The organism is Cytobacillus sp. FSL K6-0129 (genome assembly GCF_038007625.1).
GTDB classification, from domain to species: domain Bacteria; phylum Bacillota; class Bacilli; order Bacillales; family Cytobacillaceae; genus Cytobacillus; species Cytobacillus kochii.
The window spans coordinates 4,046,577-4,069,478 of sequence record NZ_JBBOXM010000001.1 but is presented as its reverse complement, the minus strand read 5'-3'; the positions used below and the strand labels follow the sequence as shown (position 1 = coordinate 4,069,478).

General features: G+C 37.8%; 22 protein-coding genes. 2 read left to right on the top strand and 20 right to left on the bottom strand.

What is annotated here, in order from left to right; translation table 11 throughout:
* Positions 1 to 76: 76 nt before the first annotated feature.
* From MHI57_RS20715 to MHI57_RS20655, 14 genes are all read right to left on the bottom strand, one after another.
* On the bottom strand, positions 77 to 1,342 hold the full coding sequence (locus tag MHI57_RS20715) for a dicarboxylate/amino acid:cation symporter (protein ID WP_340978114.1): 1,266 nt from the start codon (positions 1,340 to 1,342) through the stop codon (positions 77 to 79).
* A 142-nt stretch (positions 1,343 to 1,484) separates the two neighbouring features.
* Positions 1,485 to 2,402 carry a phosphotransferase gene (locus MHI57_RS20710; protein WP_095370339.1) on the bottom strand — a complete coding sequence of 306 codons (918 nt, stop codon included), beginning with the start codon at positions 2,400 to 2,402 and terminating at the stop codon, positions 1,485 to 1,487.
* A 219-nt stretch (positions 2,403 to 2,621) separates the two neighbouring features.
* Entirely contained in the window at positions 2,622 to 3,341 is a 720-nt protein-coding gene (locus MHI57_RS20705; RefSeq protein WP_340978113.1) for a glycerophosphodiester phosphodiesterase, read from the bottom strand.
* A 4-nt stretch (positions 3,342 to 3,345) separates the two neighbouring features.
* Entirely contained in the window at positions 3,346 to 4,671 is a 1,326-nt protein-coding gene (locus MHI57_RS20700) for an ABC transporter substrate-binding protein (RefSeq protein WP_095373522.1), read from the bottom strand.
* A gap of 22 nt (positions 4,672 to 4,693) precedes the next feature.
* Positions 4,694 to 5,506 carry a carbohydrate ABC transporter permease gene (locus MHI57_RS20695; protein WP_340978112.1) on the bottom strand — a complete coding sequence of 271 codons (813 nt, stop codon included), beginning with the start codon at positions 5,504 to 5,506 and terminating at the stop codon, positions 4,694 to 4,696.
* Positions 5,503 to 6,414, bottom strand: coding sequence for a carbohydrate ABC transporter permease (locus tag MHI57_RS20690; RefSeq protein WP_328199651.1), 912 nt, complete (start codon positions 6,412 to 6,414; stop codon positions 5,503 to 5,505). The genes MHI57_RS20695 and MHI57_RS20690 overlap by 4 nt, the downstream gene beginning before the upstream one ends.
* Positions 6,415 to 6,433: 19 nt before the next feature.
* Positions 6,434 to 7,519: an ABC transporter ATP-binding protein gene (locus tag MHI57_RS20685; protein ID WP_095370343.1), complete on the bottom strand. Its 1,086-nt coding sequence runs from the start codon at positions 7,517 to 7,519 to the stop codon at positions 6,434 to 6,436.
* A 340-nt stretch (positions 7,520 to 7,859) separates the two neighbouring features.
* Positions 7,860 to 8,120, bottom strand: a complete 261-nt coding sequence (locus MHI57_RS20680; RefSeq protein WP_095370344.1) for a YciI family protein — start codon at positions 8,118 to 8,120, stop codon at positions 7,860 to 7,862.
* Between the two features lie 39 nt (positions 8,121 to 8,159).
* A complete protein-coding gene (locus MHI57_RS20675) occupies positions 8,160 to 9,479 on the bottom strand; it encodes a GntP family permease (RefSeq protein WP_340978111.1) in 1,320 nt (439 codons plus the stop codon).
* A gap of 37 nt (positions 9,480 to 9,516) precedes the next feature.
* Positions 9,517 to 10,800, bottom strand: a complete 1,284-nt coding sequence (gene hisD, locus MHI57_RS20670) for a histidinol dehydrogenase (RefSeq protein WP_307317310.1) — start codon at positions 10,798 to 10,800, stop codon at positions 9,517 to 9,519.
* Between the two features lie 209 nt (positions 10,801 to 11,009).
* Complete coding sequence (locus tag MHI57_RS20665) at positions 11,010 to 11,993, bottom strand: LacI family DNA-binding transcriptional regulator (protein ID WP_095370346.1); 984 nt, start codon at positions 11,991 to 11,993, stop codon at positions 11,010 to 11,012.
* 145 nt (positions 11,994 to 12,138) lie between these two features.
* Positions 12,139 to 12,681: a signal peptidase I gene (gene lepB / locus MHI57_RS20660; RefSeq protein WP_095370347.1), complete on the bottom strand. Its 543-nt coding sequence runs from the start codon at positions 12,679 to 12,681 to the stop codon at positions 12,139 to 12,141.
* Between the two features lie 81 nt (positions 12,682 to 12,762).
* On the bottom strand, positions 12,763 to 12,948 hold the full coding sequence (locus MHI57_RS25095; RefSeq protein WP_218971972.1) for a cysteine-rich CWC family protein: 186 nt from the start codon (positions 12,946 to 12,948) through the stop codon (positions 12,763 to 12,765).
* A 103-nt stretch (positions 12,949 to 13,051) separates the two neighbouring features.
* Positions 13,052 to 13,930 carry a helix-turn-helix domain-containing protein gene (locus MHI57_RS20655; protein ID WP_307317190.1) on the bottom strand — a complete coding sequence of 293 codons (879 nt, stop codon included), beginning with the start codon at positions 13,928 to 13,930 and terminating at the stop codon, positions 13,052 to 13,054.
* A 403-nt stretch (positions 13,931 to 14,333) separates the two neighbouring features.
* Between MHI57_RS20655 and MHI57_RS20650 the strand changes: the two genes are divergently transcribed.
* Complete coding sequence (locus tag MHI57_RS20650) at positions 14,334 to 15,353, top strand: beta-carotene 15,15'-monooxygenase (protein WP_340978110.1); 1,020 nt, start codon at positions 14,334 to 14,336, stop codon at positions 15,351 to 15,353.
* 62 nt (positions 15,354 to 15,415) lie between these two features.
* Here MHI57_RS20650 and MHI57_RS20645 read toward each other — a convergent pair whose 3' ends face one another.
* The 5 genes from MHI57_RS20645 to MHI57_RS20625 all read right to left on the bottom strand — a co-directional run bounded on the left by MHI57_RS20645 (position 15,416) and on the right by MHI57_RS20625 (position 20,448).
* Positions 15,416 to 16,612, bottom strand: coding sequence for an aminotransferase-like domain-containing protein (locus MHI57_RS20645; RefSeq protein WP_095370351.1), 1,197 nt, complete (start codon positions 16,610 to 16,612; stop codon positions 15,416 to 15,418).
* A gap of 35 nt (positions 16,613 to 16,647) precedes the next feature.
* Entirely contained in the window at positions 16,648 to 17,424 is a 777-nt protein-coding gene (locus MHI57_RS20640) for an ABC transporter ATP-binding protein (RefSeq protein WP_095370352.1), read from the bottom strand.
* A gap of 1 nt (position 17,425) precedes the next feature.
* The gene (locus MHI57_RS20635; RefSeq protein WP_328199647.1) at positions 17,426 to 18,223 is read right to left on the bottom strand and encodes an ABC transporter permease; all 798 of its coding nucleotides are present in this window, start codon (positions 18,221 to 18,223) and stop codon (positions 17,426 to 17,428) included.
* A gap of 111 nt (positions 18,224 to 18,334) precedes the next feature.
* Positions 18,335 to 19,324 (bottom strand): ABC transporter substrate-binding protein, encoded by a 990-nt coding sequence (locus tag MHI57_RS20630; RefSeq protein WP_095370354.1) that lies wholly within the window; start codon positions 19,322 to 19,324, stop codon positions 18,335 to 18,337.
* Positions 19,325 to 19,353: 29 nt separating this feature from the next.
* Positions 19,354 to 20,448 carry an iron-containing alcohol dehydrogenase family protein gene (locus MHI57_RS20625; protein WP_328199646.1) on the bottom strand — a complete coding sequence of 365 codons (1,095 nt, stop codon included), beginning with the start codon at positions 20,446 to 20,448 and terminating at the stop codon, positions 19,354 to 19,356.
* A 309-nt stretch (positions 20,449 to 20,757) separates the two neighbouring features.
* Here MHI57_RS20625 and MHI57_RS20620 point away from each other — a divergent pair, with 309 nt between their 5' ends.
* Positions 20,758 to 21,645, top strand: a complete 888-nt coding sequence (locus tag MHI57_RS20620; protein ID WP_340978109.1) for a carbohydrate kinase family protein — start codon at positions 20,758 to 20,760, stop codon at positions 21,643 to 21,645.
* A gap of 428 nt (positions 21,646 to 22,073) precedes the next feature.
* Here the strand turns inward: MHI57_RS20620 and MHI57_RS20615 are convergent, their stop codons facing one another.
* Positions 22,074 to 22,850 (bottom strand): sulfite exporter TauE/SafE family protein, encoded by a 777-nt coding sequence (locus MHI57_RS20615; RefSeq protein ID WP_095370357.1) that lies wholly within the window; start codon positions 22,848 to 22,850, stop codon positions 22,074 to 22,076.
* Positions 22,851 to 22,902: the final 52 nt, after the last annotated feature.

The window sequence follows — 22,902 nt, the reverse complement described above, 5'->3', positions numbered from 1 at the left end:
TCCCCAAAATATGATACCAGAATTCTTATACCCATTCACCTAAAACTATAAACCTATTTTTATAAATTTTTTTAAATTAAACTGTTTTTACATGGAACGCCTTTTTCAACCAATCTTTTCCCTCTACTAATCTACTAACCATCATCGCGCACACCGTATTACCTGTTGAGTTCAGAAGTGTGGCTGGCGCATCAATAATTGTACTGATCACAGCTATAATCGGCAGTACTTCAGGCGGAAATCCAAATACACTCAAGATGAGCATTTCACCAATTAATCCCCCACTAGGTATCGCTCCCATAACCGCACCTACTAAAAAGGCGACTGCAATGATACTTAATATTGTTGGCAGATCTGTCATACTTTGCCCAAACAAGCTAAATATAAAAACAATCTTAATCACGCCACCAAAAACTGAGCCATCTTTATGGGTGTTTGCTCCTAATGGGATAACTGTTTCAGCTATATCTTTAGGTACGCCCATTTTCTTCGTCGCGTCAAGATTAACTGGAATACTTGCCGCACTAGAACATGTTGCAATTGCTGTCACTGAGGGTGAAATCGCATTTTTCCAAAATACACTGATTCCCTCTTTCCCACCAGCAATAAAGGCATACAATGTGAAAAAGCCAAAATAATAGACAAGTGTTATACCTAGATATAAAACAAAAGCACGAACATACCCACCTAAAATCTGCGGTCCTAATTCACCAATGATTGTTGCAAAATAACACCCTAGACCAATCGGCGCATAATACATAACAATCTTTACAATTTTCATCATAATATCTGTGCCTGATTGTAAGAAGGTAGCCATTGGTCTGCCTTTCTCACCTACTAGTGCGGTAGCCAAGCCAAATAAGATTGCGAAAACAATAAGCTGTAACATATTGCTCTTAGAGAATAAAAGATGAAAATCATTAACAGTCACCGTCTCAACTAGTTTTGCAAGTAACGAAATATTCTCAGATTCCTCTTCTGCCACTTCCGCCTCATCCATCATAGCAATAATACTTGAAGTATCCGTATCTTTTAATGGATCGAATAGAGAGGTACCTGCGAATCCTAATACAGCAGAAACGACTGCTGTTAAAAAGAAAACGAGGAATGTACTTCCCATAATTTTACCTAAACGTTTCATCCCACTAATATTCGCAATAGCCGATGCTATACTAAAAAAGACGAGTGGAACAATAATCATAAACATTAAATTTAAAAATAAATCTCCAAAAGGTTTCACAACTGATGTCGCAGGCCCAAACACTACCCCTGCTATACCGCCAATAAGAATAGCAGCTAATAACAAAATAGTCGTACGATAGGTCGAAAATAACTTCTTCATTATAAAAAACTCCTTCCTCTCTTATTTCATGACACAAAAAGAAAACTCACCCATTGGCGAGTTACTAATGGTAGCATTCAAATGTTCTAACTAAATTGATAACCCTTGTATTTTAGCGTATTTTCAACCTTTAAGCTAGCTATTAATGATTGGAAATGAGATTCGCTAACCCTACTTTCGCTTCTCTTATAATGCCTTCATCCTGTTTATCCATCCCATAAAAAAGTAAATAGCACATCACATGCAGCCCTCTGAACATAGCTAACGATTCCGTTTCTTTATCAATTTCACCATAAATAGAAAAAAAGCTTTCCCTCATATATGATGGAACGAACGTATAAGCAACAGCTAAATCAACCGCTCGATGGCCAAGATGCATATCCCCAAAATCAATTACACCTGCAAGTCTTAAATTATTACAAATCAGAAAGTTGCGGAAATAAAAATCCCCATGAACCAATGTATTCCTTGCCGTTACACTCGTATTTATTGCTAGTTGAATAATGGCTAAAAAAGGTTTTCGGGAGTCAATAACTTCATTTGCCTCCATCCATTCTAATCGTTGAATAACTTCTAGTTTTTTTGCATGAACGTCTAGCCTGCCAATTTCATCCCCTATGATTCCAAGAAAATGACTACTTGGTATTTGATGAAGGGCTTTTAAAAATAAGGCAATGTCCTCAACGATAGCGCCACGATCTTTCACGCTTATCTCTCGTTCATTGGTAGAAACACCCTTAATCAACGGATAACCTGTGAATGGGTATGGAAACTTACTACTTGGTTGACCAATATATATAGGTGTAGAAATTTGAATATTACTGTGTAAGTGTTGCTTTAATTGTGGTAACCATCTATTTTCTCTTTCTATTAAGGGTACAGCAATTTTTCTTCGTGGGAATCTAAAAATGACCGATTCATTTACAACGAAGACTTTATTATCCCATCCTTCACCGCTCTCTTTAATAGAGACAGGTTCAAGTATCGGAAACTGTTCCCTAATTATTTGTTGTGCTTCGTCTATAGTAACTTCAACATCGCTATCCCATATCGCAGACAAATTTCAGCCCTCCTCTTTAATAACAGTTTGCTATTTACACCTAAATCCTATATTATCACACTAACTAAAGCTTCCTTATTTATGCTTGTAAAACTTCAATTTTAAACTCCTGAGTAATAGTTCTTTTAGACACGAAAAATTCCCCTTTAACAGTCAGATTTCTTGAAAAATTTGACTACTAAAGGGGAGCATACAATCACACTACACCTGCTTTACTTTTTATTTAAGTTGTTCCGGTACGTCTGTCATAATGACCTCGACACCTGTTTCAACTAATTGTTCCTTTACTGCTCTTTCGTTTACCGTATAGACACGAAGAGGAAATCCTTTTTCTATCGCATCTCTTCCATAAGTAGAAAGAGCGAAACTTGGTTGACAATGAATGGCATCGGCACCTATATCCCTTGCTACTTTAATAGCATCCTGTTTCACACCAGCAATTAAATAACCAACCGAGATATTCGGATTTATCGCTTTTACTTTCTTTAAACTAGGTGCATTAAATGAAGAAATAATTACTCGGCCTTGTAATTGGTACCGATCAATCAAATCTAAAACTTTTCTTTCCATCCCCTCATAAGCAATGATATCGTTCTTTAATTCTATATTTAATGTAAGGTCATTGCCCTCCTCTAAAAGCCACTCTAATACTAGTTGAAGTGATGGTAAACCCTCGCCGATAAAATTAGAAGAAAACCATCCTCCTGCATCTAAGCCAAGGAGTTCGTCTAAAGTTAAATCTTTAACATAACCCTTGCCATTCGTAGTACGATTAATTTGTTCATCGTGAATAATGACCAGGTGGCCGTCCTTACTCATTTGCACATCTAATTCGATTCCCTCAACTCCAGCATCTAAGGCTGCTTGGAATGCAGTCATTGTATTTTCAGGAAAGGTACCACTCATTCCACGATGAGCATAAATAGAAACTTCCTCCACCCTCTCACTGACTCCCATTTTTTCTGTTCGCTGCCTCTAATGACTGATCTATTTCTGCTGCCGCACGCTCCAATGCTTCTTTCGGTTCAACACCTTGATATAGGCTTTCCATTGCGCTCACAACTTTTTGACGCGCTTCTGGGAAGACAGAAATTAATGCCCCTTGAGTCGCCTCAGATGGAATTGTATTTTTCAACTGATCAACTGTTACTTTTAGCTGTGGATACTTCTCCCACTCTTCTTGTACAAGCGGTAAGTCGTAGGCTGCTGGGTTAATAGAAAAATAACCTGACTTTAAATGCCATTGTGCCTGTACTTCAGGTGTAGTCACATACTTCATGAACTCCCATGCAGCACGCTGTTTTTCCTCATCAATATCTTTCGCCATCCATAAAGAAGCGCCGCCAATAATTACCCCTTGTCTGTCTACTCCATCCGGTACAGGTAAATATCCTGCGCCAACCTCAAACGGTGCATTATCAACTGTAGCTCTAATACCTGCTGATGAATCTAGATACATAGCAATTTTGCCAGATTGGAAAGCAGCCCGGATATCATCCCAATTTTGTCCAGTATTATAGAAGGTACCTTCTTTATGCATCTCACTAATTAATTCAAAGACTTTTAGTCCTTCTTCACCGTTAAATACTGCCTTTTCCGCATTACCAGTGCGTCCGTTATCATTATCAACAAATAATCCACCTTGGACCGCGATTAATTCCTCAATAAACCAGCCGTAATTTAAAATTGAAAAGCCCACCTGGTCATCGTTCGTTAATTTCTTAGCCGCCTCTTTTAATTCACTATACGTCTCAGGCGCTTTCTCTGGATCTAATCCAGCTTCTTTAAAAGCATCTTTATTATAAATAAGTACCGGAGTGGATGAGTTAAATGGCATGGAATATTGCGTGTCATCTACAGCATAATAATTAGTGATATTCTTCTCCCATTGATTCATATCGTATCCTTCATCATCAATAAATTTCTGCACTGGTTGTATTTTCCCTGAATCAATCATATATTTCGTCCCGACTTCAAAAGTTTGCATGATTGCTGGTGCATCTTCTGTTCCAGCTACCGTATTAAACTTCGTAATCGCTTCTTCATATGTCCCTTGAAAAACTGGTGTCACTGTAATCTCATCTTGTTCCGCATTGAAACCATCAGCTACTTCTTGCACAACACGCTCAAGCTCGCCACTCATCGAATGCCAAAATATCACTTCTGTTTTTCCATCTCCACTAGCTTCCTCTGTAGTTGCTGAATCATTTGAACATGCCGTCATGAATATGAGCATACATAAGATACTGACCACCCAAAGCTTCTTCATTCTTTTCATCCTCTCCCCACTTCTACTTTATTGCTCCTCTAGTTAACCCTTCCTGTAAACGTTTTTGACCAACAAAGATTAATAGTAAAGTTGGCAAAATGACGAGAATCACCCCTGCCATTACCACCCCCCATTCAGACGCAATTTCTTGTGTCTGCATCTGCTTTAAGCCAATTTGGACGGTCCTTACCTTTTCATCATTCGTGACAAGCAATGGCCATAAGTACATATTCCAAGCCGTCAAGAAGCAATAGATTCCAAGCGTAATTAAACTTGTTTTCGAAATCGGCAAGACAACCGTTAAGAAGAACTTAAAGCGACTCACCCCCGAAACCTGGGAAGCTTCATATAATTCAATAGGAATCGTCTTAAACTGTTGTCTAAGCAGAAAAGTCCCAAAGGCCATAGCGAAGAAAGGAATCGTTAATCCTGGAAAACTATTTAACCATCCTAATGACTGTATCGTTTGAAAGTTTGGTACCATCGTCGCTTCCCAAGGAATCATCATCGTAGAAATAAAAAGCATAAACAAAAGGTTTTTCCCTTTAAATTTTGTAAAAACAAAAGCGAAGGCCGCTAAACTGCAGAGTAGTAATTGTCCCAACATAATGACTGTGGATACGACCAAGCTGTTAATCAAATACCGCAGTAATGGAACCTTTTCGAAAGCATGAAGGTAATTGGTTAGTGTGAAGTTTTCTGGTATGAGCTTTCCTTGCAGAACTTCTCCCCCTTGCATAAAACTAATCATAAAAGCGTAAACAATGGGGAAAAACATGATAAAACCTGAGAGAATAAGGACTAAATATAATAAGATCTTCTTCCCGATTGTCATTGATAATGCACCTTCCTCTCACCGAGCTTGAACTGGATCACTGTCAAGATGAAGACACATAGAAAGAGAAGAACCGCCTGTGCGCTGGCAGAGCCAATATTATAGTTAATGAAGGCATCTTTATAAATGGAATACACAATCACATTGGTCGAATCGATTGGTCCTCCCTTTGTCAAAATATCGATTTGCCCAAATGACTGAAATGAATTAATCATCGTCACTGTAAGAACAAAGAAAAGTGTTGGTGATAGCATTGGGAGTGTGATTTTTCTAAAGGAATAAGAAGAACTTACCCCAGCAATTCTTGCGCTTTCATATAATTGGGAATCGATATTTTGTAACCCCCCTAGCAAAATGAGGAACGTAAACCCTGTATTCATCCAAATCGTCGCGATTGCGACTGAGAGCAAAGCAGTATTCGGATCTAATAAGAAATGCATATCAGCAAAACCAAAAAAGTTTAGTATTTTGTTTGCTATACCAATCGATGGGTTATAAATAAACATCCATATGACTGATGAGGCAGCTACACTCATGCCCATCGTTGAGGAAAAGATGGTTCTAAAGAAACCAATGCCTTTCAATTTCTGATTAGCTAGTAACGCCAAAGCAAGAGCGAGAATCACGCCAACTGGTACCGTGTATAAAACAAATAAGAAAGTGGCCTTAGCACTTGTTAAAAAACTAGTTGAAGAAAGCAATGTGGTAAAGTTTTCCCAACCCGCAAAAGACAACGGTTTTCCTTGTGTATCAGTATAGAAAAAGCTCAAATATACCGTCCTAACCATCGGATAAAATAGAAAAATAATAAATAAAATAAAAGATGGTAGTACATATAACCAGCCCTCTAAAGATGCAAGGGAAAATCGATTTTTTCTTAGAGATGGCCGCTTTGGGTCAACGTTCATATTAAGTGATGGCATAAAACTAAATCACCTCCACACCTTCAAGAAAAGTATTCTGTTTCGTTTGATCATCAAAAAAAACTAAGTCCTCTATTTTGATAGCAAAAGAAACCTTCTCTCCTAAAGGAATCGCATGCTGACCTTGCCACCTTGCTGTCCACTGCAATTTATCCGTTAACTGAAAATTAATTAGTGTTTCTGTACCAAGCATTTCTACATTCGTAACGGTAGCTTGCAATGTGGCTTCATCCGTATTCGTTGCTCTTACTAGATGCTCAGGTCTAATTCCAATCGTGAATTCACCAGCTAAATTCTGATGAATTTGTGGGAGCCTTGTCTCGCATGGGAGATGGACATTTCCATTTTGAATATATCCATTAACCATATTCATTGGCGGTGCGCCAATAAACGATGCCACAAAAGTATTCGCCGGGTGATTATAAATATCAAGCGGCTTCCCAACTTGTTGCACTTCACCTTGATTTAAAATCATCATGCGATCGGCCATCGTCATCGCCTCTGTTTGATCATGTGTGACATAAATCATCGTAATACCCAATTTTCTTTGTAACTGCCTTATCTCTGAACGCATTTTTGTTCTCAATTTTGCATCAAGATTTGAGAGTGGTTCATCCATTAGACATATAGGATCTTGTGTAACGATTGCTCTAGCGAGTGCTACACGCTGTCTTTGACCACCCGATAATTCTCTTGGTTTCCTTTTCAAATATGGTGTGAGTCCAAGCGTTTCTGCCGCTTCCTGACACCTCTGTGATTGTTCAACTTTCGTCAGTTTTTTCACATGTAGACCAAAGGCAATGTTTTGTTCAACTGTCATATGAGGAAACAGAGCATAATTTTGGAACACCATAGATAATTCTCTCTTACTTGGCTTTAACTTATTTGCATAAGCCCCGCCAATATAAAGCTCACCACTACTTATTTCCTCTAATCCAGCAATCATCCTTAACAACGTACTTTTTCCACAACCAGATGGCCCGACTAACACAAAAAATTCCCCAGGCTCAATCACAATATCAATCCCTTTTAACACTTCTATATCCGCTTGGTAAGACTTTCTCATCTGTTTTAATTCCAAAGCACGCATATTCTCTCACCCCTTTTACCGCCCCCTAAAGAAAGCCATATACCGATGAAGTAAAAACCCTTTACTCGTCGAATATACGGCTTTTTGAAAGAAGGCAAGTCTTTCCACTTGTTATATATTCATGATACTTTTGGAATATGAAGGAAATATTAGATTCTCGTATAATAATGTTAAATACGCTTTAACTTTATGGATGTACGGTAAAAAAGTGGTGAGAACAGATAATATAATCGGTTGTTCACATCGCCGTTACCCCATCCAGCTACCTACTTCCTATTTACTCATCAAATAAAAAAAAGAACATACATAGAGATATGCATGTTCTTATTCCAATATATGATTACTCGATGATAGACCATTCCTTTAGCTCTAATCGACGAGCATGATGGACAATATATGGGTCATTTTCTGCTAATGTCATAGCCTCATCATAACTATCAGCATTGTATACGACTAGCCCGCCAGTTCCATCAGCAAAGGGACCTTTAGCGAAGATTTTCTGTTCTTTCTCCAGTTTGTTTAAATACGCTAGGTGATCTGGACGAATCTCCTTACTTTTTTCAATATCTACCATATGCAGTATTGCCGCAAAATAAGCTATGACGATAACCTCCTATGAATCTATTTACTTTTTTCTAGATTATACACCAACACCAAGAGAAAAAAGAATAACCGCTAGTACAACAGCAACAATTGGAACCACTACAGTCATTAAACCGAATGCAGGATAAGCATCTTTATGCGTTTCCCCAGCAATAGAACGAATGGTTGTCACCGCATATCCTCCATGTGGTAATGAATCAAGCGTACCTGAAGATAAGGATACCGTTCTATGAAGCGCTTCTGCATTCACACCCATATCTAAATAATGAGGTGCTAAGATTGGTAAAGCAATTGTTTGCCCGCCAGATGAGGAACCGGTTAATCCAGCGATAACCATAACAGACAATGCCCCTCCAATTAATGGTGAACCGGGAATACTGGTCATAAAATCTACAGCAGAAGAAAACGCAGGAGTGATTTTTGCTACACCGCCAAAACCAACAACAGCAGCCGTATTTCCAATTGCTATAAGAGCTCCCATTGTTCCTTCGCCAACAGCTTCCCAGAAATTTCTGACATATTTACGATTAAGTAACCATGTAGCGATAACACCACCTGTTAAGGCAAGAATTAATGCAGATTGCGCTAAAGAATCGTGGAAAACAAATGCAACAATAAGAACAACTAATAAAGGAATAAGGCTTAATAAAGGATGAGGTAATTCACTTCTTATTTCATTGTTATCCGTATCTCTTCCAACAAATTTCTCCCCCTTCCTTACCGCCCTCCGTATCACTTTCATCAATAACCAATAGCCAAATATAAGCATAAATATCGCTGTTATTAAACTAACTTCCCATCCGGCATAAGGGTTTGTCCCTAAATAAGGAATTGGAATCCAGTTTTGTATTTCTGGTGAACCTGCAGATGTCATCGTAAAAGTCGTTGACCCAAAAGCAAGTGCAGCCGGAATAAATCGCCGAGGCAAATCGGCTTCTTTAAACAAACTTACTGCCATCGGGTAAACAGCAAAGGCAACTACGAATAAACTAACACCACCATAGGTTAATACTGCACAAGAAAGGACTACTGCAAGCACAGCATGCTTCATCCCGATTTTAGTTACAATCCAATGGGAAACGCTTTCAGCAGCACCGCTATCTTCCATTACCTTCCCAAATATTGCCCCGGCTAAAAACATCAAGTACCAAGAAGTAATAAAACCGGCAAAACCATCCATATAACCCGTAATGAAATCTACTTCATCCTTACCTGCAAACTGTGGAAATAACGGAACACCGTTCAGCACTGCAACAAACAGTGCTGAAAGTGGCGCCACAATTAAAAGGTTCATCCCACGCATCACAAGGACAGTAAGTAAGACTAACCCTCCAATTAAACCGATCATACTTAACATTGAATATCACCTACTTTTTATCAAGTTAAAAGCTCATTTACTGTTGATTTCCGTATCTTCTCACACGTAGTAAAGCTTGTTCTGCATGACCTGCGAAATTCTCTAATTGACATAAACGTGCAGCATATTCACCAATATAGGCACTTTGTTCTTTTGATGTTACCTTTTGATAGGTCACTGTTTTAAGAAACTTTCCTACCCACAAGCCACCAGTATACTTCGCTGCCCCTTTTGTTGGTAGTGTATGGTTGGTACCAATCACCTTATCACCGTACGCTACATTCGTTTCTGGTCCTAAGAACAAGCAGCCATAATTCGTCATATTCTCTAAAAAGAAGTCTGGGTTTTTCGTTAATATCTCTACATGTTCAAATGCAAGTCTATCTGCTTCTTTTAAAGCTTCCTGTTCGTCCTCAACTAAAAGGATTTGTCCATAATCATTCCAAGAAACACGTGCTACATCAGCAGTCGGTAATATCTTTAATTGGCGTTCAATTTCTTTCACTGTTTCCTCTGCAATTTTTTTAGAGGTAGTTATTAATGCACCTGGAGATGTCGGTCCATGCTCTCCTTGACCTAATAAGTCAGTAGCAATCATTTCAGGATCGCTGGTTTCATCAGCCACGACTAGTGTTTCCGTAGGTCCAGCGAATAAATCGATACCCACGCGACCATATAATTGACGTTTGGCTTCTGCAACAAAAGCATTTCCTGGACCAACAATCATATCAACCGCTTCCATTGTTTCCGTGCCAATTGCCATACCAGCCATTGCCTGGATGCCACCTAAAATATAAATTTCATCTGCTCCTGCTTTATGCATAGCGTACACAGTTGCTGCAGGGATTTCACCATTGATGGGAGGAGTGCAAGCGATGACCCTTTTTACCCCAGCAACTTTCGCAGTTAAAACACTCATATGTGCTGAAGCCACCATTGGATAACGTCCACCTGGAATATAACAACCTACACTATTAACTGGAATATTCTTATGACCTAAAATAACACCTGGCATTGTTTCAACTTCAATGTCTTTCATTGATTTTCTTTGCTCTTCGGCAAAATTTCTAATGTTATTTTGAGCAAACTCAATATCTAAAATAGTTTGTTCAGGAATCGAAGCGCAAATCTCCTCTATTTGTTGCTTACTTAAACGAAAAGTTTCTGGAGTCCATTTATCAAATTTTTCCGATAGTTCTTTTAAAGCCTGATCCCCTTCTCTTTCAATTTTATTAATTGTGTTTCTTACAATCTCAGAAACTTTTAAATCTTCTTGTTGAATATCCTCTTCTACTTTTCCTCGTTTTAGGTAAATGACCATCATTAATTTCCTCACTTTCTGGATTTTTGCATACGTATGCAAAAGCATTCAAAAAAATATATCATTCCATTTTGCATACGTATGCAAAGGTTATGAAATAGATGATAAATGAAGCGTTTTCATTTGTCAAATATATATTTTGTTATTTTCCTATATTCAGAAATTTTTACATAAAGAAAAATCCTTGGGCTGCAAGGACTTTCCTTCTTTTATTTTGTCGTTTGACGATGGATAAACTTACCTTGAACCTTTACTGTCTTATGTCCGGTTTCCCGCTGATTTCGTTCAAGAAGGCGAATGGTTTCATCCACCATCTCTTCAATAGGTTGAACCCATGTAGAAAGATTATAATTAGGCCAAGAGGACATTTTGATATCATCAAAACCAATCACCATTGTCTGTTCTGGCACCTTTATTTCCTTGCTTTTCAATGCATCAAGAGCACCTAATGCCGTAATATCATTAGCCCCAAATATCACATCTGGTACATAATCTTTTTCAATCAATTCTTTTGTTAAGAAAAAGGCTCTCTCGTATGTATAGTCACCTTCAAGAATCTCGACGGGGATTCCTTTGTTTTTGAAGTAATTAACAAAACCTTCTTGTCTTTCCTGACTAGTTGATGTATTTATTTTACCTGTAATAAAGACGATTTTTTCACAGTACAGGTGATCGACATATTTTGCTATTTCATTTGCTGCATTGATATTATCACAACTGACAGAATTACACTCAAGATTCTTATCATAGCGATTAAACAATGTCACGGGAATATGATTATTTTTTAGTTTAGTCACGATGTTAGATGAGAGCATTGCATCTGTAATTATAATCCCCTCGACATTATATTCAAGAAAGTGATTGATTTCTTCTTGCTGTATCTCTTCATTTTCTGTATAGACAAATAAAACTGAATATCCCTTCGCTTTTAGCTTGTTCGTAAAAATCCCTAATACTTCATGGTAAAATGGGTTTTGAATATCCTTCATTGCTAATCCAATCATATTTGTTCGTTTCGTTATAAGACTTCGTGCAAGAGCATTCGGCTGATAGTTTAACTGCTCAGCCACCTCAAGCACTCGCTGTCTTGTCTTCTCGGACACACTTGCACCTGGAGTAAATACTCTTGATACAGTTGACTGCGAAACATTTGCCAACCTCGCCACTTCTATCGCCGATACTATCCTTTTCACTGTTTTTTCGACCCCTAATCCTTTTGATATGTTATAGTTTAACATTTTTTCGAGTGAATGTTAGAACCCTAACATGACGTTATCAATAAAGTTCTATTCACGAAAAAAACCTAGCGGATCAATAAACTAGGTTTTTCCTTCTCCCTTATTTAACGACCTCCATATGATCCATCGGCCAAATAACCGCTTTGGCTTTCCCAAGGATTCTTTCTTCAGAGATGACACCTATGACCCTACTATCAAGACTTCGTTTTCGATTATCTCCTAATACAAAATAATGCCCCTCAGGAACAACGGTTTGACTTACTTTCGTATCTTTGAGCTCAAAATCATCTGTAAGCATGCCTCTTTCTAGTGCTTCTTTTAACTCATCTAAATAAGGTTCATCGTATTCCTTACCATTTATGTATAAATGATCATTTTCATAGGTAATTTCATCTCCTGGCAGGCCAATTACTCTTTTAATAAAATTACGCTCTCCATCACTATCAAACACTACAATATCAAAGCGATCAGGTTCACCTAATTTACTCATAACAACTCGGCTTTGGTCATGTAATGTCGGTTCCATTGAAGCCCCATCTACAACGACAGGAGAAAAGATGAAAATACGGATAAGAAAAGAAATAATTAGTGCAATTATCAATGCTTTGATCCACTCAAACATTTCAGTTCGGACTTTTTGCACACACAATACCTCCTAATATTTCTCCATTTTCTATTCGCTATCAGGCGAGCAAACTCCTCCTGAATGTAAAATATATACATCTCACTTGTTATATTTTCTTATACATCTCTCACAAACACAACTTTTTCCCCTATTCTCCTGAGGAATTAATTCTAAGAGCGTTTGTGGGATACCACCAATATGGAAGCACCAACAATTCTTGAGCTTGCTCTCTTCAAGCCCACAGTTGTTTTGCTCACCGCAAACTGGACATTGTTGTTTATTCATCATTTCACCTCTCACCCAATACTACTCAGCTTTTATTATGGCATAAACAGGAGATGAAGTTCACAGAAAAAATAGGAAAAGCATGTAGCCTTTCCTTTAGCATCTATTCACTAAAATCAAGATTTTGCGGTTCTTTTGGTAGACTCTCTTGAAAAGAAAGGTTCGTTGTTGGCACATGTTCACTGACTTCTACTAATTGAAACCCATCCATCCAGACCTTCCCTTTTCCAATGAGTAATACCCCGAAATGAATGGACATACTCTCTTCAGGCACATCTAATACAATGGTATAATGATTCCACTCATTTGTACCCGTAATGGGGCGATTATCCATATTATCGAACTGTAGTACATCACCATTATTGTCATCTACTCTCATCCAAGCCCCACATTTCTCTACATCTTCCGTCTTTATATAACATGTTAGTTTCAGTCTTTTCCCTCTATATTTCTCAGCTTGGAACTGTTGCATAATAGTAGCGAATTGCTGGCTATTCACATCACTAATATTTTTAAGTAGAGCAGATTGATGCCCAGTATGGAAAGTTTGTTGATCCAATGTCATTTGATAATGTTCTGGGGCGCTTCCACTTAATATCCAGCCATGAATAATTGTTTCTTTCGTCATCTTATTGTTCTCCTCCTTTAAATGGATAAGACTAAATAACTTACGGTACTTGCCCGGTGGTAGAGAATAAATCTCTTTAAAAGCTCTCGTAAAAGCCTCTTGAGATTGAAAATGAAGCAAAAAAGCAATCGAAAGAATAGATTCATCACTTTCTATTAATAACGACACTGCTAAAGCAAGCCTACGAAAACGAATATATTCACCAATTGTCCGACCTGTTTCTTGTTTGAATACCCTTATTAGATGAAACTTGGAATATCCTACATTCCTTGTTAAATCATCAAGTTGAATCTTATCTAGTAGATGCGTTTCTATAAAGCAAATTGTTTTTTGCGTCGTTTCACTATACTGCACTCTCACTCACCTCACCTTTATTTTACGATAGTTGATTGAGGTTTTTTTGATGGGGATTGCTAAAATAATTAATTATTATCCTACAGGGGGAATTTATTCGATGGTTACTTGTTGCTCATATATTGTAAATAAATGTTTAAAAAGTAGAATCAATATGAACTTCTTTTATAGAAGTTCTTCCCCGTCCGAAAACGCGAAACTCAAAGACTTCTGATTAAACACTTTAAATGACAAAAGGATTAGTCCTTTATTTTACGGCTCTGTTTTCTTTTGTACTTTCCCTTCAAATCAGTACTTCAATTATCCTGCTCATGAGGGCTATTACTATCAGTTTACTTCATTTTTTATTTGGAAGCCCTCTCTGTTCATATGGTATAATTTAACTAAATGGGAGTGATAAGACATGAAAACCATAAGCAAAGGGAAGTATCTATGGCTTTTCTTATTAATGGCGGTTCTCTTTTTCAATACCCTTCTATATCAGACCTCAGTTGGTGCATTGATTCTACCGGCAAATGCGCAAGACGTTGTTTTAGGTTCATTGATTGACTTCATGATCATGTTGCCATTATTTTCCATGTTATATAAAGGGAAGTTTTCTTTAAAATCTGCATTGTTACTTTGTGCGAGTGGCTGCCTTTTGGCAAGATTGATTATACCAGCGGAATTGCTGGCGCCATATTCCTCTTTTGTATGGGGCGTTATTTTAATCGAGGGTATATTTATTTCTTTAGAACTTTTACTTATTGTAACCTTTATAAAGTATATGCCAAAAATTATTAAGGAAGTAAAACAAAGCTCATTACCTACTGTGTTCTCATATTCAAATGCTGTTGATCACTACACAAAGAAGTATCAGATTATTCGTATTGTTTGTTCGGAATGTTTGATGTTCTATTATGCTTTTGCTAGTTGGAAAAAAACACCGCGAGAGGGAATAACACTTTATAAAAACTCCAGTTATATTGCTTTTCAGATAATGCTTATCCATGCCATCCTCATTGAAACTATCGCGATTCATTGGTTAATCCATCAATATTCTATCGTTTTATCAATGATCCTATTTATCAGCAATGTGTATGCTGTTATTTTTTTCATTGGTGACATACAAGCAATGAAATTAAACCCTATTTATTATCAAAACGGTACTCTATACCTATCACTCGGATTAGTGAAACGAGTGGTTATTCCAATTGAAAATATTAAAACACTGATGGAGGAAAAATCAGTACTTCAAGGGAAATTATCAAAGGATACCGTTGAATTTATGACTAGAGATTTAGAAAAAGTGTACCCAGATATCATTCTAGAACTAAAGGAACCTGTTCATGTAACTTATTTTATGGGATTTAAGAAAGCCTATAAAAAAGTAGCGATTCGCTCTGATTCTCCTTTACAGTTGAAAGAGTGGCTCACTTTATAAATCACCTTCCCACCTTCAAACCTAAAAAGAGCGTGCACCTCAGGATTGTGCACGCTCCTAGCTTATTTATTGATCTCTTCTGCCACTACATGACTTAAAATTTCGATTCCCTTTTTAATTTCCTCTTTACTCGCATAGCTAAATGATAAACGTAAGAAGCTTTTGCCTTCATCTTGGTGTAAGAAGAAGTATTGGCCAGGTACGTATGCTACGCCTGCTTTTTTCGCTTTCGCAAGCATAGCCGTTGTATCGACCCCAGGCACTTCAATCCACATAAAGTAGCCACCTTCTGGGCGGTACCATTTCACACCCTCAGGCATAAAATGAATCAATGCTTCGTATAAAATGACTGCTTTTTCTTCATATTTTTCTGTTAGTAAAACAGAACGATGGGCTAAATTCACTTTTTCTAGATAAGCAGACATTACCGACTGGGCAAAGGGATGCTCTAAATCCTTCTTGAACCAGAAAAGCGCTTCTATCCACTCACTATGTGCAGCGATCCAGCCAATACGCATGCCTGGAGCGACTATTTTCGATAGCGAGCCGACATAAAACACACGATCCTCTTCATCTAATGATTTTAATGTTGTTGGACTCTCTCCAAACGCAAGCTCCCCGTAAGCATCATCTTCAAGAATGAGAAAATCATACTCTTTTGCTAGTTTGATTAATTTCTCCCGCCTAGCGAAAGATAACGTCGTGCCTGTTGGATTCTGGAAGGTTGGAATTGTATAGAGAAGCTTTGGAAGAGGTTCTTCCTTCTTCGTCCGTTCGATTAATATACCTTCCAATTGTTTCGTGTCCAAACCATCTGCATCAATAGGGATTGTGATGATGTTTTTCGTGTAATTTTGGAAGATTTCCAATGCCTCCATATAAGTCGGTGACTCGACGATAATGAAGGCATTTTCATCTAATAAAATACGAGCAATAAGATCGATGGCCTGACAAGCACCTGAAGTCACAAGTACTTCATCCTCTTGCACTTCCATCTTTCGTTCGTTCATACGCTCAATCAATTGTGTTTTTAATTGATCAATTCTTGGACTACCAATATAGTGAAGCGGCAAATCTTGTTCTTCTGTCAATAATCGGTCTGTAGCTTCCTTTAATTCAGTTGACGGAACAAGGTTAGCAGCCGGATAACCTGAGTTCAGGCGAATACATCCTTCCGGTACTGCCGACATCCATGACCCTGGAGGTATATTGCTGAGGGCCTGCTTAACGACCTCAGGGAAATAGGCTTCTCTCTTCAATTGTACCAAGCACCTTTCTGTTTTCATTTATAAAATTAAATAGATTTTAAGCTTTCTTCTCGTATTAATGATAACAGTTCTTCTTTGTATTGTGCGAATTGATTTGTCGCTTTCACACTAAAGTCTCTTGGTCTAGCAATATCAATCGGCACCTTTTTCTTCAGCCTTCCTGGTCTAGCTGTCATTACATAAACCGAATCAGCTAGAAAAATTGATTCATCGACATCATGCGTAATAAAGAGAATCGTTTTCTTCGACTTTTCCCATGCCTTTAATAAAACCTCTTGCATAATATTTCTTGTTTGCGCATCAAGTGCACCAAACGGTTCATCCATCAATAATACCTTCGGGTCATTTGCTAACGCACGAGCGATGGCCACACGCTGTTTCATCCCTCCAGAAAGTTGAACAGGATAATGATTCTCAAATCCCTCTAATCCAATTAATTGAAGATAATGGCGAGCGAGATCATCTCTTTCCTTTTGTTTTGCTCCCTTTAATTTTAAGCCAAAAGAAATATTTTCTTTCACCGTCAACCAAGGATATAGAGTATACGATTGGAATACCATGCCCCTATCTGGGCCAGGCCCATCGATAGGTTGGCCATCTAATAATACCTCACCAGTTGTCGCTTCTTCTAAACCAGCAACAATTCTTAATACCGTTGATTTACCACAACCGGAGGGACCAAGAATCGTGACAAATTCACCATCATCAATGGTAAAGGATGTTTTTTGTAGTGCGGTTGTGTCGCCGCTTTTTGTTCTAAATATTTTATCCACATCTTTAATTTCAAGCTTCGGTGTAGTCATATTACAATCCTTCCTTTCTCATCCATGAAAAAGATTTACGGTAAATCCATTTAAAGATGAGGTCAGTCAATAATCCTAATAAACCAATAATCAAAATACCAACAATAATTTTATCAGGTTGTAGGAATCTTGATGCCTGCATAATCATATAGCCGATTCCACTGGAAGCACCAACAATCTCTGCCACAACTAAATAAGTCCACGCCCATCCAAATGTAATTCTTAATGTATCAACAATCCCAGGCATGGTTGCCGGGAGTATTACTCTCGTAAATACTTGTAACTTAGAAGCACCTAATGTATAAGAAACATCAATTAAATCATTATGCACATTCTTTGTTACATCCATGATCATTAGCGTTAATTGAAAGAAAGTTCCGAGAAAGATAACACTCATTTTTTGCGTTTCTCCAAGACCAATCCATAAAATTAATAATGGAATAAACGCTGAAGCTGGCATATAACGAATAAAACCAATGAGTGGCTCAAATGCGCCTTGCATAATTTTTAGAGAACCCATTAATATCCCAAGTGGTACACCAATTAAGGCTGCCACTAAGAAACCGACTAATACTCTTGAAAAACTAATGCCTATATCTGAAAGAAGATTTCCATTGGTAAATAAATCTATGCCTGTAGTTAATACCGCCGTAGGTGTTGGTAAAAACAACGGGTTAACGAGCCCAGTATAAGTAATCCCTGCCCATATTCCTAATACAATAAGAAAAGTGATAATGCCCACTGATGAATAAAGGGACTTTGGAATTTCTTTATTCGGGGTTAATAATTTTCCTAACATTTTTTCTCACCCATTTTCTAATTTTTCCTTCTTCAACCAATTACCAGAGATAAAAATAACCTGAGCCTAACCGCTGACTGCTTGCGGTTAGGCTCCAAATGATTCATATCATTACTTGATAAAAGTGGGGTTAATAATATCTTCTGCTGCTGGTTCAGCTGTAATAATCTCTTGTTCTTTATAGAACTTTGCCGCGTTTTCAGTCGATTGGTAAATGCCGCCTTTAGCGTCTTCTGTACCAAATAATTCCTTATTCGCCTCATTATCCAAGAACTTTAATCCTTCTGCCGTTGCAACAAATTCTTCTACATCAATTTTTAAGCCTTTTGCCATGATTTCATTCGCTTCATCTTCGTTTTCTTTCCAGTAGTCCATTGCTTGACCCATGGCTGTTACAAATGCTTGTACATCTTCAGGACGCTCTTCAATGACTTTTTCCGTGAAACTAACTGTATCAACAATAATACCAGGAAGATCTTTCGTTGTTAGTAATACTTTACCGTTCGCTTCAGAACCGTTAGATAACCAAGGCTCCCATGTAACTGCTGCGTCTACTTTACCAGCTGCAAATGCTGCTCCTGCATCCCCAGCAGACATTGGTACAACTTCAACATCTTTTTCAGTTAAGCCTCCATCTTTTAGTGCTGTTAAAGCTAACATATGACTTGTAGACCCGACTTCAAAAGCAACTTGCTTGCCTTTTAAGTCACTGATTTCTTTAATATCATCTTTGACTAAAATACCGTCTCCACCGTAAGAATCATCCAATAACCATACCACATTTAAAGGAATATCTGATGCAGCTAATGATACTTGCACATCAAGTGCAGTTGCCATTCCATCGATTTGTCCGCTTGCTAGGGCTTGTTTTCTTTCTCCAAGACCTTCAACAATTGAAAGTTCAACATCTATTCCATTCTCTTCAAAATAGCCTTTTTCTTTTGCTAAAAATAGCGGTCCATAACCTGTCCATGTTGGTAAAGTAACTTTTAATGGTTCTTTGTTTTCGCCAGAACCCTCTTCAGATTCACCAGATCCGCCGCAAGCAGCTAATGTTACAGCAAGGACCATCATTGTGATTGCTAAAAACCATTTTTTCATGACTTATTTTCCTCCATTAACCATTCTATTTATTTTTTTAACATGTCTTTTCCGTATTCATCTGCTTGCTTGACAGCTGTGATAACCATATCTGGTGTCACCGCAAATGGCATATTCTCCATATCTTCAATAGTCACTGAAACGTCTCCAAGTTCCTGCCACTGTGATTCAGACAATTCAGGCACATTCATTTGCTGTAGTGTATATGGTAGATTCACTTTTTGATAGTAAGCAATTAACTCTTTGATTTCGCTTTCTTCTTCATTTTCCATTGCTAGCATCGATAAAATACCAAAAGCAACAATTTCACCATGATACGTTTCATGTATTTCTGGGAATATCGTCAACCCAGAGTAAATGGCATGCGCACCTGCAGTTCGACAATCATCACCGCCGTACCCACTTACACTTCCACTAATTAACAGAATCGCATCAATCATATCTTCAAGCTCAGTTGACAATTCCTTATTTTTCATAGATGCAACTGATTGCTCACCGATTGCTAACATCGTTTTGTATAACTGATTAGCAATAGCAATCGCTGTTTGATTCCTTGCATTTGGTGTTGCTTTTTTAACTGAAGTCTTCGTCTCGAACCACTTAGCTAACGTATCACCAATTCCAGCAATCAGATATCGAACAGGCGAGTGCAAAATAACTGTTGAGTCAACAACAACCATTTCTGGCACCTTCGCATCTCGACTGATGGCAAGAAATTCACCTTGTTCACTATATGTAATCCAAATAGGAGTCGTTGCTGCGCATGTCGCTGCAATCGTCGGGATTGCAACAAGAGGTTTATTTACGTGTGCGGCTACTGCCTTAACAGTATCAATCGCTTTCCCTCCACCACATACAAGGATGACATCATAATCGATTGTACTGAGTTCTTCTATTAATCTCTCAACATTTTCTCTAGAAGATTCTCCACCGTACCAAATGGAAGCATCCAGTGTCATTCCCTCATTATTGAAACTGTCTCTTATATGACTTTCCACTATTTCACGACTCTTTATCCCACCAATAAGGACGACTTTTTCTCCAAATTTCTTTACATTACTGCCAATTTTCATAAGTGCGTTTGGCTCTCTTATATACTCCGGTGTACCTACTGTTATTTTCATTAGAAAGAACCCTTTCTATCCAATTGCATAGATATGAATATTTATTAATTTTATTTAATCAATATACGACTTTCCACCTAAGCTGTCAATGAAAAATTGTGATTTTACCCTGATAAAATTTGTTGTACCAGTCAGTTTTTAATTAATATAAATAAAGTGATTTTTCTAAGTTCTTATAAAGATAACTTTTTGAAAATAAAAACGAATGGTTTGTGGAAAAAGTGGAGGACATTTAGCAGCTTGGAAGGCAGAGATAAATACAAAGTTATAGTATAATCAGCCTTATCAAAAACGATGGGAGACCTGTTTGTGAAAAGTAAAGGTGTGATTTCTTTCGGTGAAGTAATCATGGATCGCATTATTTCACCTAATAGCCAATCATTCATGAAAGTAGGAGGAGCAACCGCTAATGTAGCCATCCGTCTAGCTAGGAAAAGTGTTCCTACCTTTTATATGACAAAAATAGGTACTGATGAGCATAGTCAATATGCCAAACAGCAATTAGAAGATGAAGGTATCAATCTGTCTGGTACCATTACTTCAGTTAATAAAAAGTTATGTATAGTATCAATTGTGCAAGAGGATGGAGAGCGTGAATTTCAATCTTACGAAAATGACACCCCTCATATATGGTTAGAAGCAGACGAGTTGAATGAAAGCATCTATCAAAAAACGCATATCTCCTATTTCGGTTCCGGGACGCTTTTTCATGACATCGCAAAGAAGACAAGCTTGAAAGCACTTGAATTAGCAAAGAAATATCAGCATTTCATCGTCATGGATGCAAATATCCGTTTAAAGAGATGGAAGAATGAATCAGATTGTAGAAAGACAATCAATTCCTTTTTAAAAGAGGCAGATCTAATTAAAATGACGGAGGAAGAGCTGCTATTTCTTTGTAAAGCCAAAGATTATAGAACAGCATTACAACAGCTTTCTTCATGGTCTAATCAGTGGATACTGATTACTAGGGGTCGTTTAGGTGCAACATTACTTCATAAAGAGAAGAGTATAACCGTTGAAGCACCTACCGTAGATGTTGTTGACACAACTGGAGCAGGAGATGCCTTCTTATCAAGTATTTTGCACGATATTTATTATCACGGGATTCCATCAAACGAGCTGGAATGGAAACATGTACTCCTTCGAGCAAATACAGAAGGAGCACATGCTGTTTCTATTTTCGGTGCTTATTAAATAGTCTACCATTTAAAGCAAAGACAATCATAAGCTGAGGCAGAGTGGGTAATGCCTCTTCATTTATATTGAACTTGGGATGATGGTTTAGGATAGCGACTATTTTCACTTCATCCCAACATTTACAAATGCAACAACCTTCCCTTTATATAAATCCAAAATCTTTTAGCTCCCGTTGAAGGTTCTAGCTCTGAAAAAGTATCCTTTCAAACGGTTCATGAACCTTTACCTTTAGAAACTTTAGGGATGATTATATATGGGAGGCTTCCATGGTATGAAATGACATGTTTAATAATGGATGAAGTATTAGTTCGTTATCTACTCAAATTGCGCCGCGCTCAGCTTCTACTTTTGCTTCAAATGCGGCGATTCCCTACTCAATTTCGTATCATTCTGAAAGCAGTGATTCATCGGCTCATTACTACCTTTCAAAATATATCTACCCATATTTTCACAGCTGTAGCTAGTATTAATAATGCGAGAATCATTTGCAGCACTTTCGTATTCATTTTTTTACCTGCCATTGCACCTAAAGGTGAAGCAATTAAACTAGCAATAACCATGATGATTGCCGGATAATAGTCAACTTGCCCAGTAGTGACTTTTCCAACAGTTGCACCAATGGATGATATTAAGGTAATAGCAAGAGAAGAAGCAATCGTCATTTTTGTTGGGATTCTTAATACGGTTAACATAATCGGGACTAATAAAAAGGCACCTGCAGCCCCAACAATCCCTGCTGCCACACCGACGACAAGCGCAAGAGCTGCCGCTAACCATTTATTAAAAGTCACTTGATCAAATGGGATATCATCTAATCCCTTTTTAGGTATAAACATCATGACTGCAGCAATTAAAGCTAGTATACCGTATACGAGATTAATGCCACCTTCTGACATGAGCTTCGATCCATAACCGCCTATAAAACTACCTATTAAAATACTAGCCCCCATATAAATGATTAATGTTTTATTCAAATATCCACCTTTACGATATGCCCAAACCCCGCCAATCGTAGCGAAGAAAACCTGGACAGCACTAATACCTGACACTTCATGCGCAGTAAAAGTCGCGACACCTAGTAATGGTGGAATATATAATAGCATCGGATATTTAATGATAGAACCACCGATACCAAGTAATCCTGATAAGTAAGAGCCAATAAAACCAATTAAAAATATCGTCACAATAAATGCTAAATCCATTATGCTCATCTCCTTAAAGCTGACCTAAAAAAGGGACCAATCTCCGGTCCCT

Excerpts from the sequence above, each read along its gene's own strand:
- MHI57_RS20715 (WP_340978114.1), bottom strand. The coding sequence starts at position 1,342 with ATGAAGAAGTTATTTTCGACCTATCGTACGACTATTTTGTTATTAGCT.
- MHI57_RS20700 (WP_095373522.1), bottom strand. The coding sequence starts at position 4,671 with ATGAAGAAGCTTTGGGTGGTCAGTATCTTATGTATGCTCATATTCATG.
- MHI57_RS20695 (WP_340978112.1), bottom strand. The coding sequence starts at position 5,506 with ATGACAATCGGGAAGAAGATCTTATTATATTTAGTCCTTATTCTCTCA.
- MHI57_RS20690 (WP_328199651.1), bottom strand. The coding sequence starts at position 6,414 with ATGAACGTTGACCCAAAGCGGCCATCTCTAAGAAAAAATCGATTTTCC.
- MHI57_RS20685 (WP_095370343.1), bottom strand. The coding sequence starts at position 7,519 with ATGCGTGCTTTGGAATTAAAACAGATGAGAAAGTCTTACCAAGCGGAT.
- MHI57_RS20675 (WP_340978111.1), bottom strand. The coding sequence starts at position 9,479 with ATGTTAAGTATGATCGGTTTAATTGGAGGGTTAGTCTTACTTACTGTC.
- hisD (WP_307317310.1), bottom strand. The coding sequence starts at position 10,800 with ATGGTCATTTACCTAAAACGAGGAAAAGTAGAAGAGGATATTCAACAA.
- MHI57_RS25095 (WP_218971972.1), bottom strand. The coding sequence starts at position 12,948 with ATGAATAAACAACAATGTCCAGTTTGCGGTGAGCAAAACAACTGTGGG.
- MHI57_RS20650 (WP_340978110.1), top strand. The coding sequence starts at position 14,334 with ATGAAAACCATAAGCAAAGGGAAGTATCTATGGCTTTTCTTATTAATG.
- MHI57_RS20640 (WP_095370352.1), bottom strand. The coding sequence starts at position 17,424 with ATGACTACACCGAAGCTTGAAATTAAAGATGTGGATAAAATATTTAGA.
- MHI57_RS20635 (WP_328199647.1), bottom strand. The coding sequence starts at position 18,223 with ATGTTAGGAAAATTATTAACCCCGAATAAAGAAATTCCAAAGTCCCTT.
- MHI57_RS20630 (WP_095370354.1), bottom strand. The coding sequence starts at position 19,324 with ATGAAAAAATGGTTTTTAGCAATCACAATGATGGTCCTTGCTGTAACA.
- MHI57_RS20625 (WP_328199646.1), bottom strand. The coding sequence starts at position 20,448 with ATGAAAATAACAGTAGGTACACCGGAGTATATAAGAGAGCCAAACGCA.
- MHI57_RS20615 (WP_095370357.1), bottom strand. The coding sequence starts at position 22,850 with ATGGATTTAGCATTTATTGTGACGATATTTTTAATTGGTTTTATTGGC.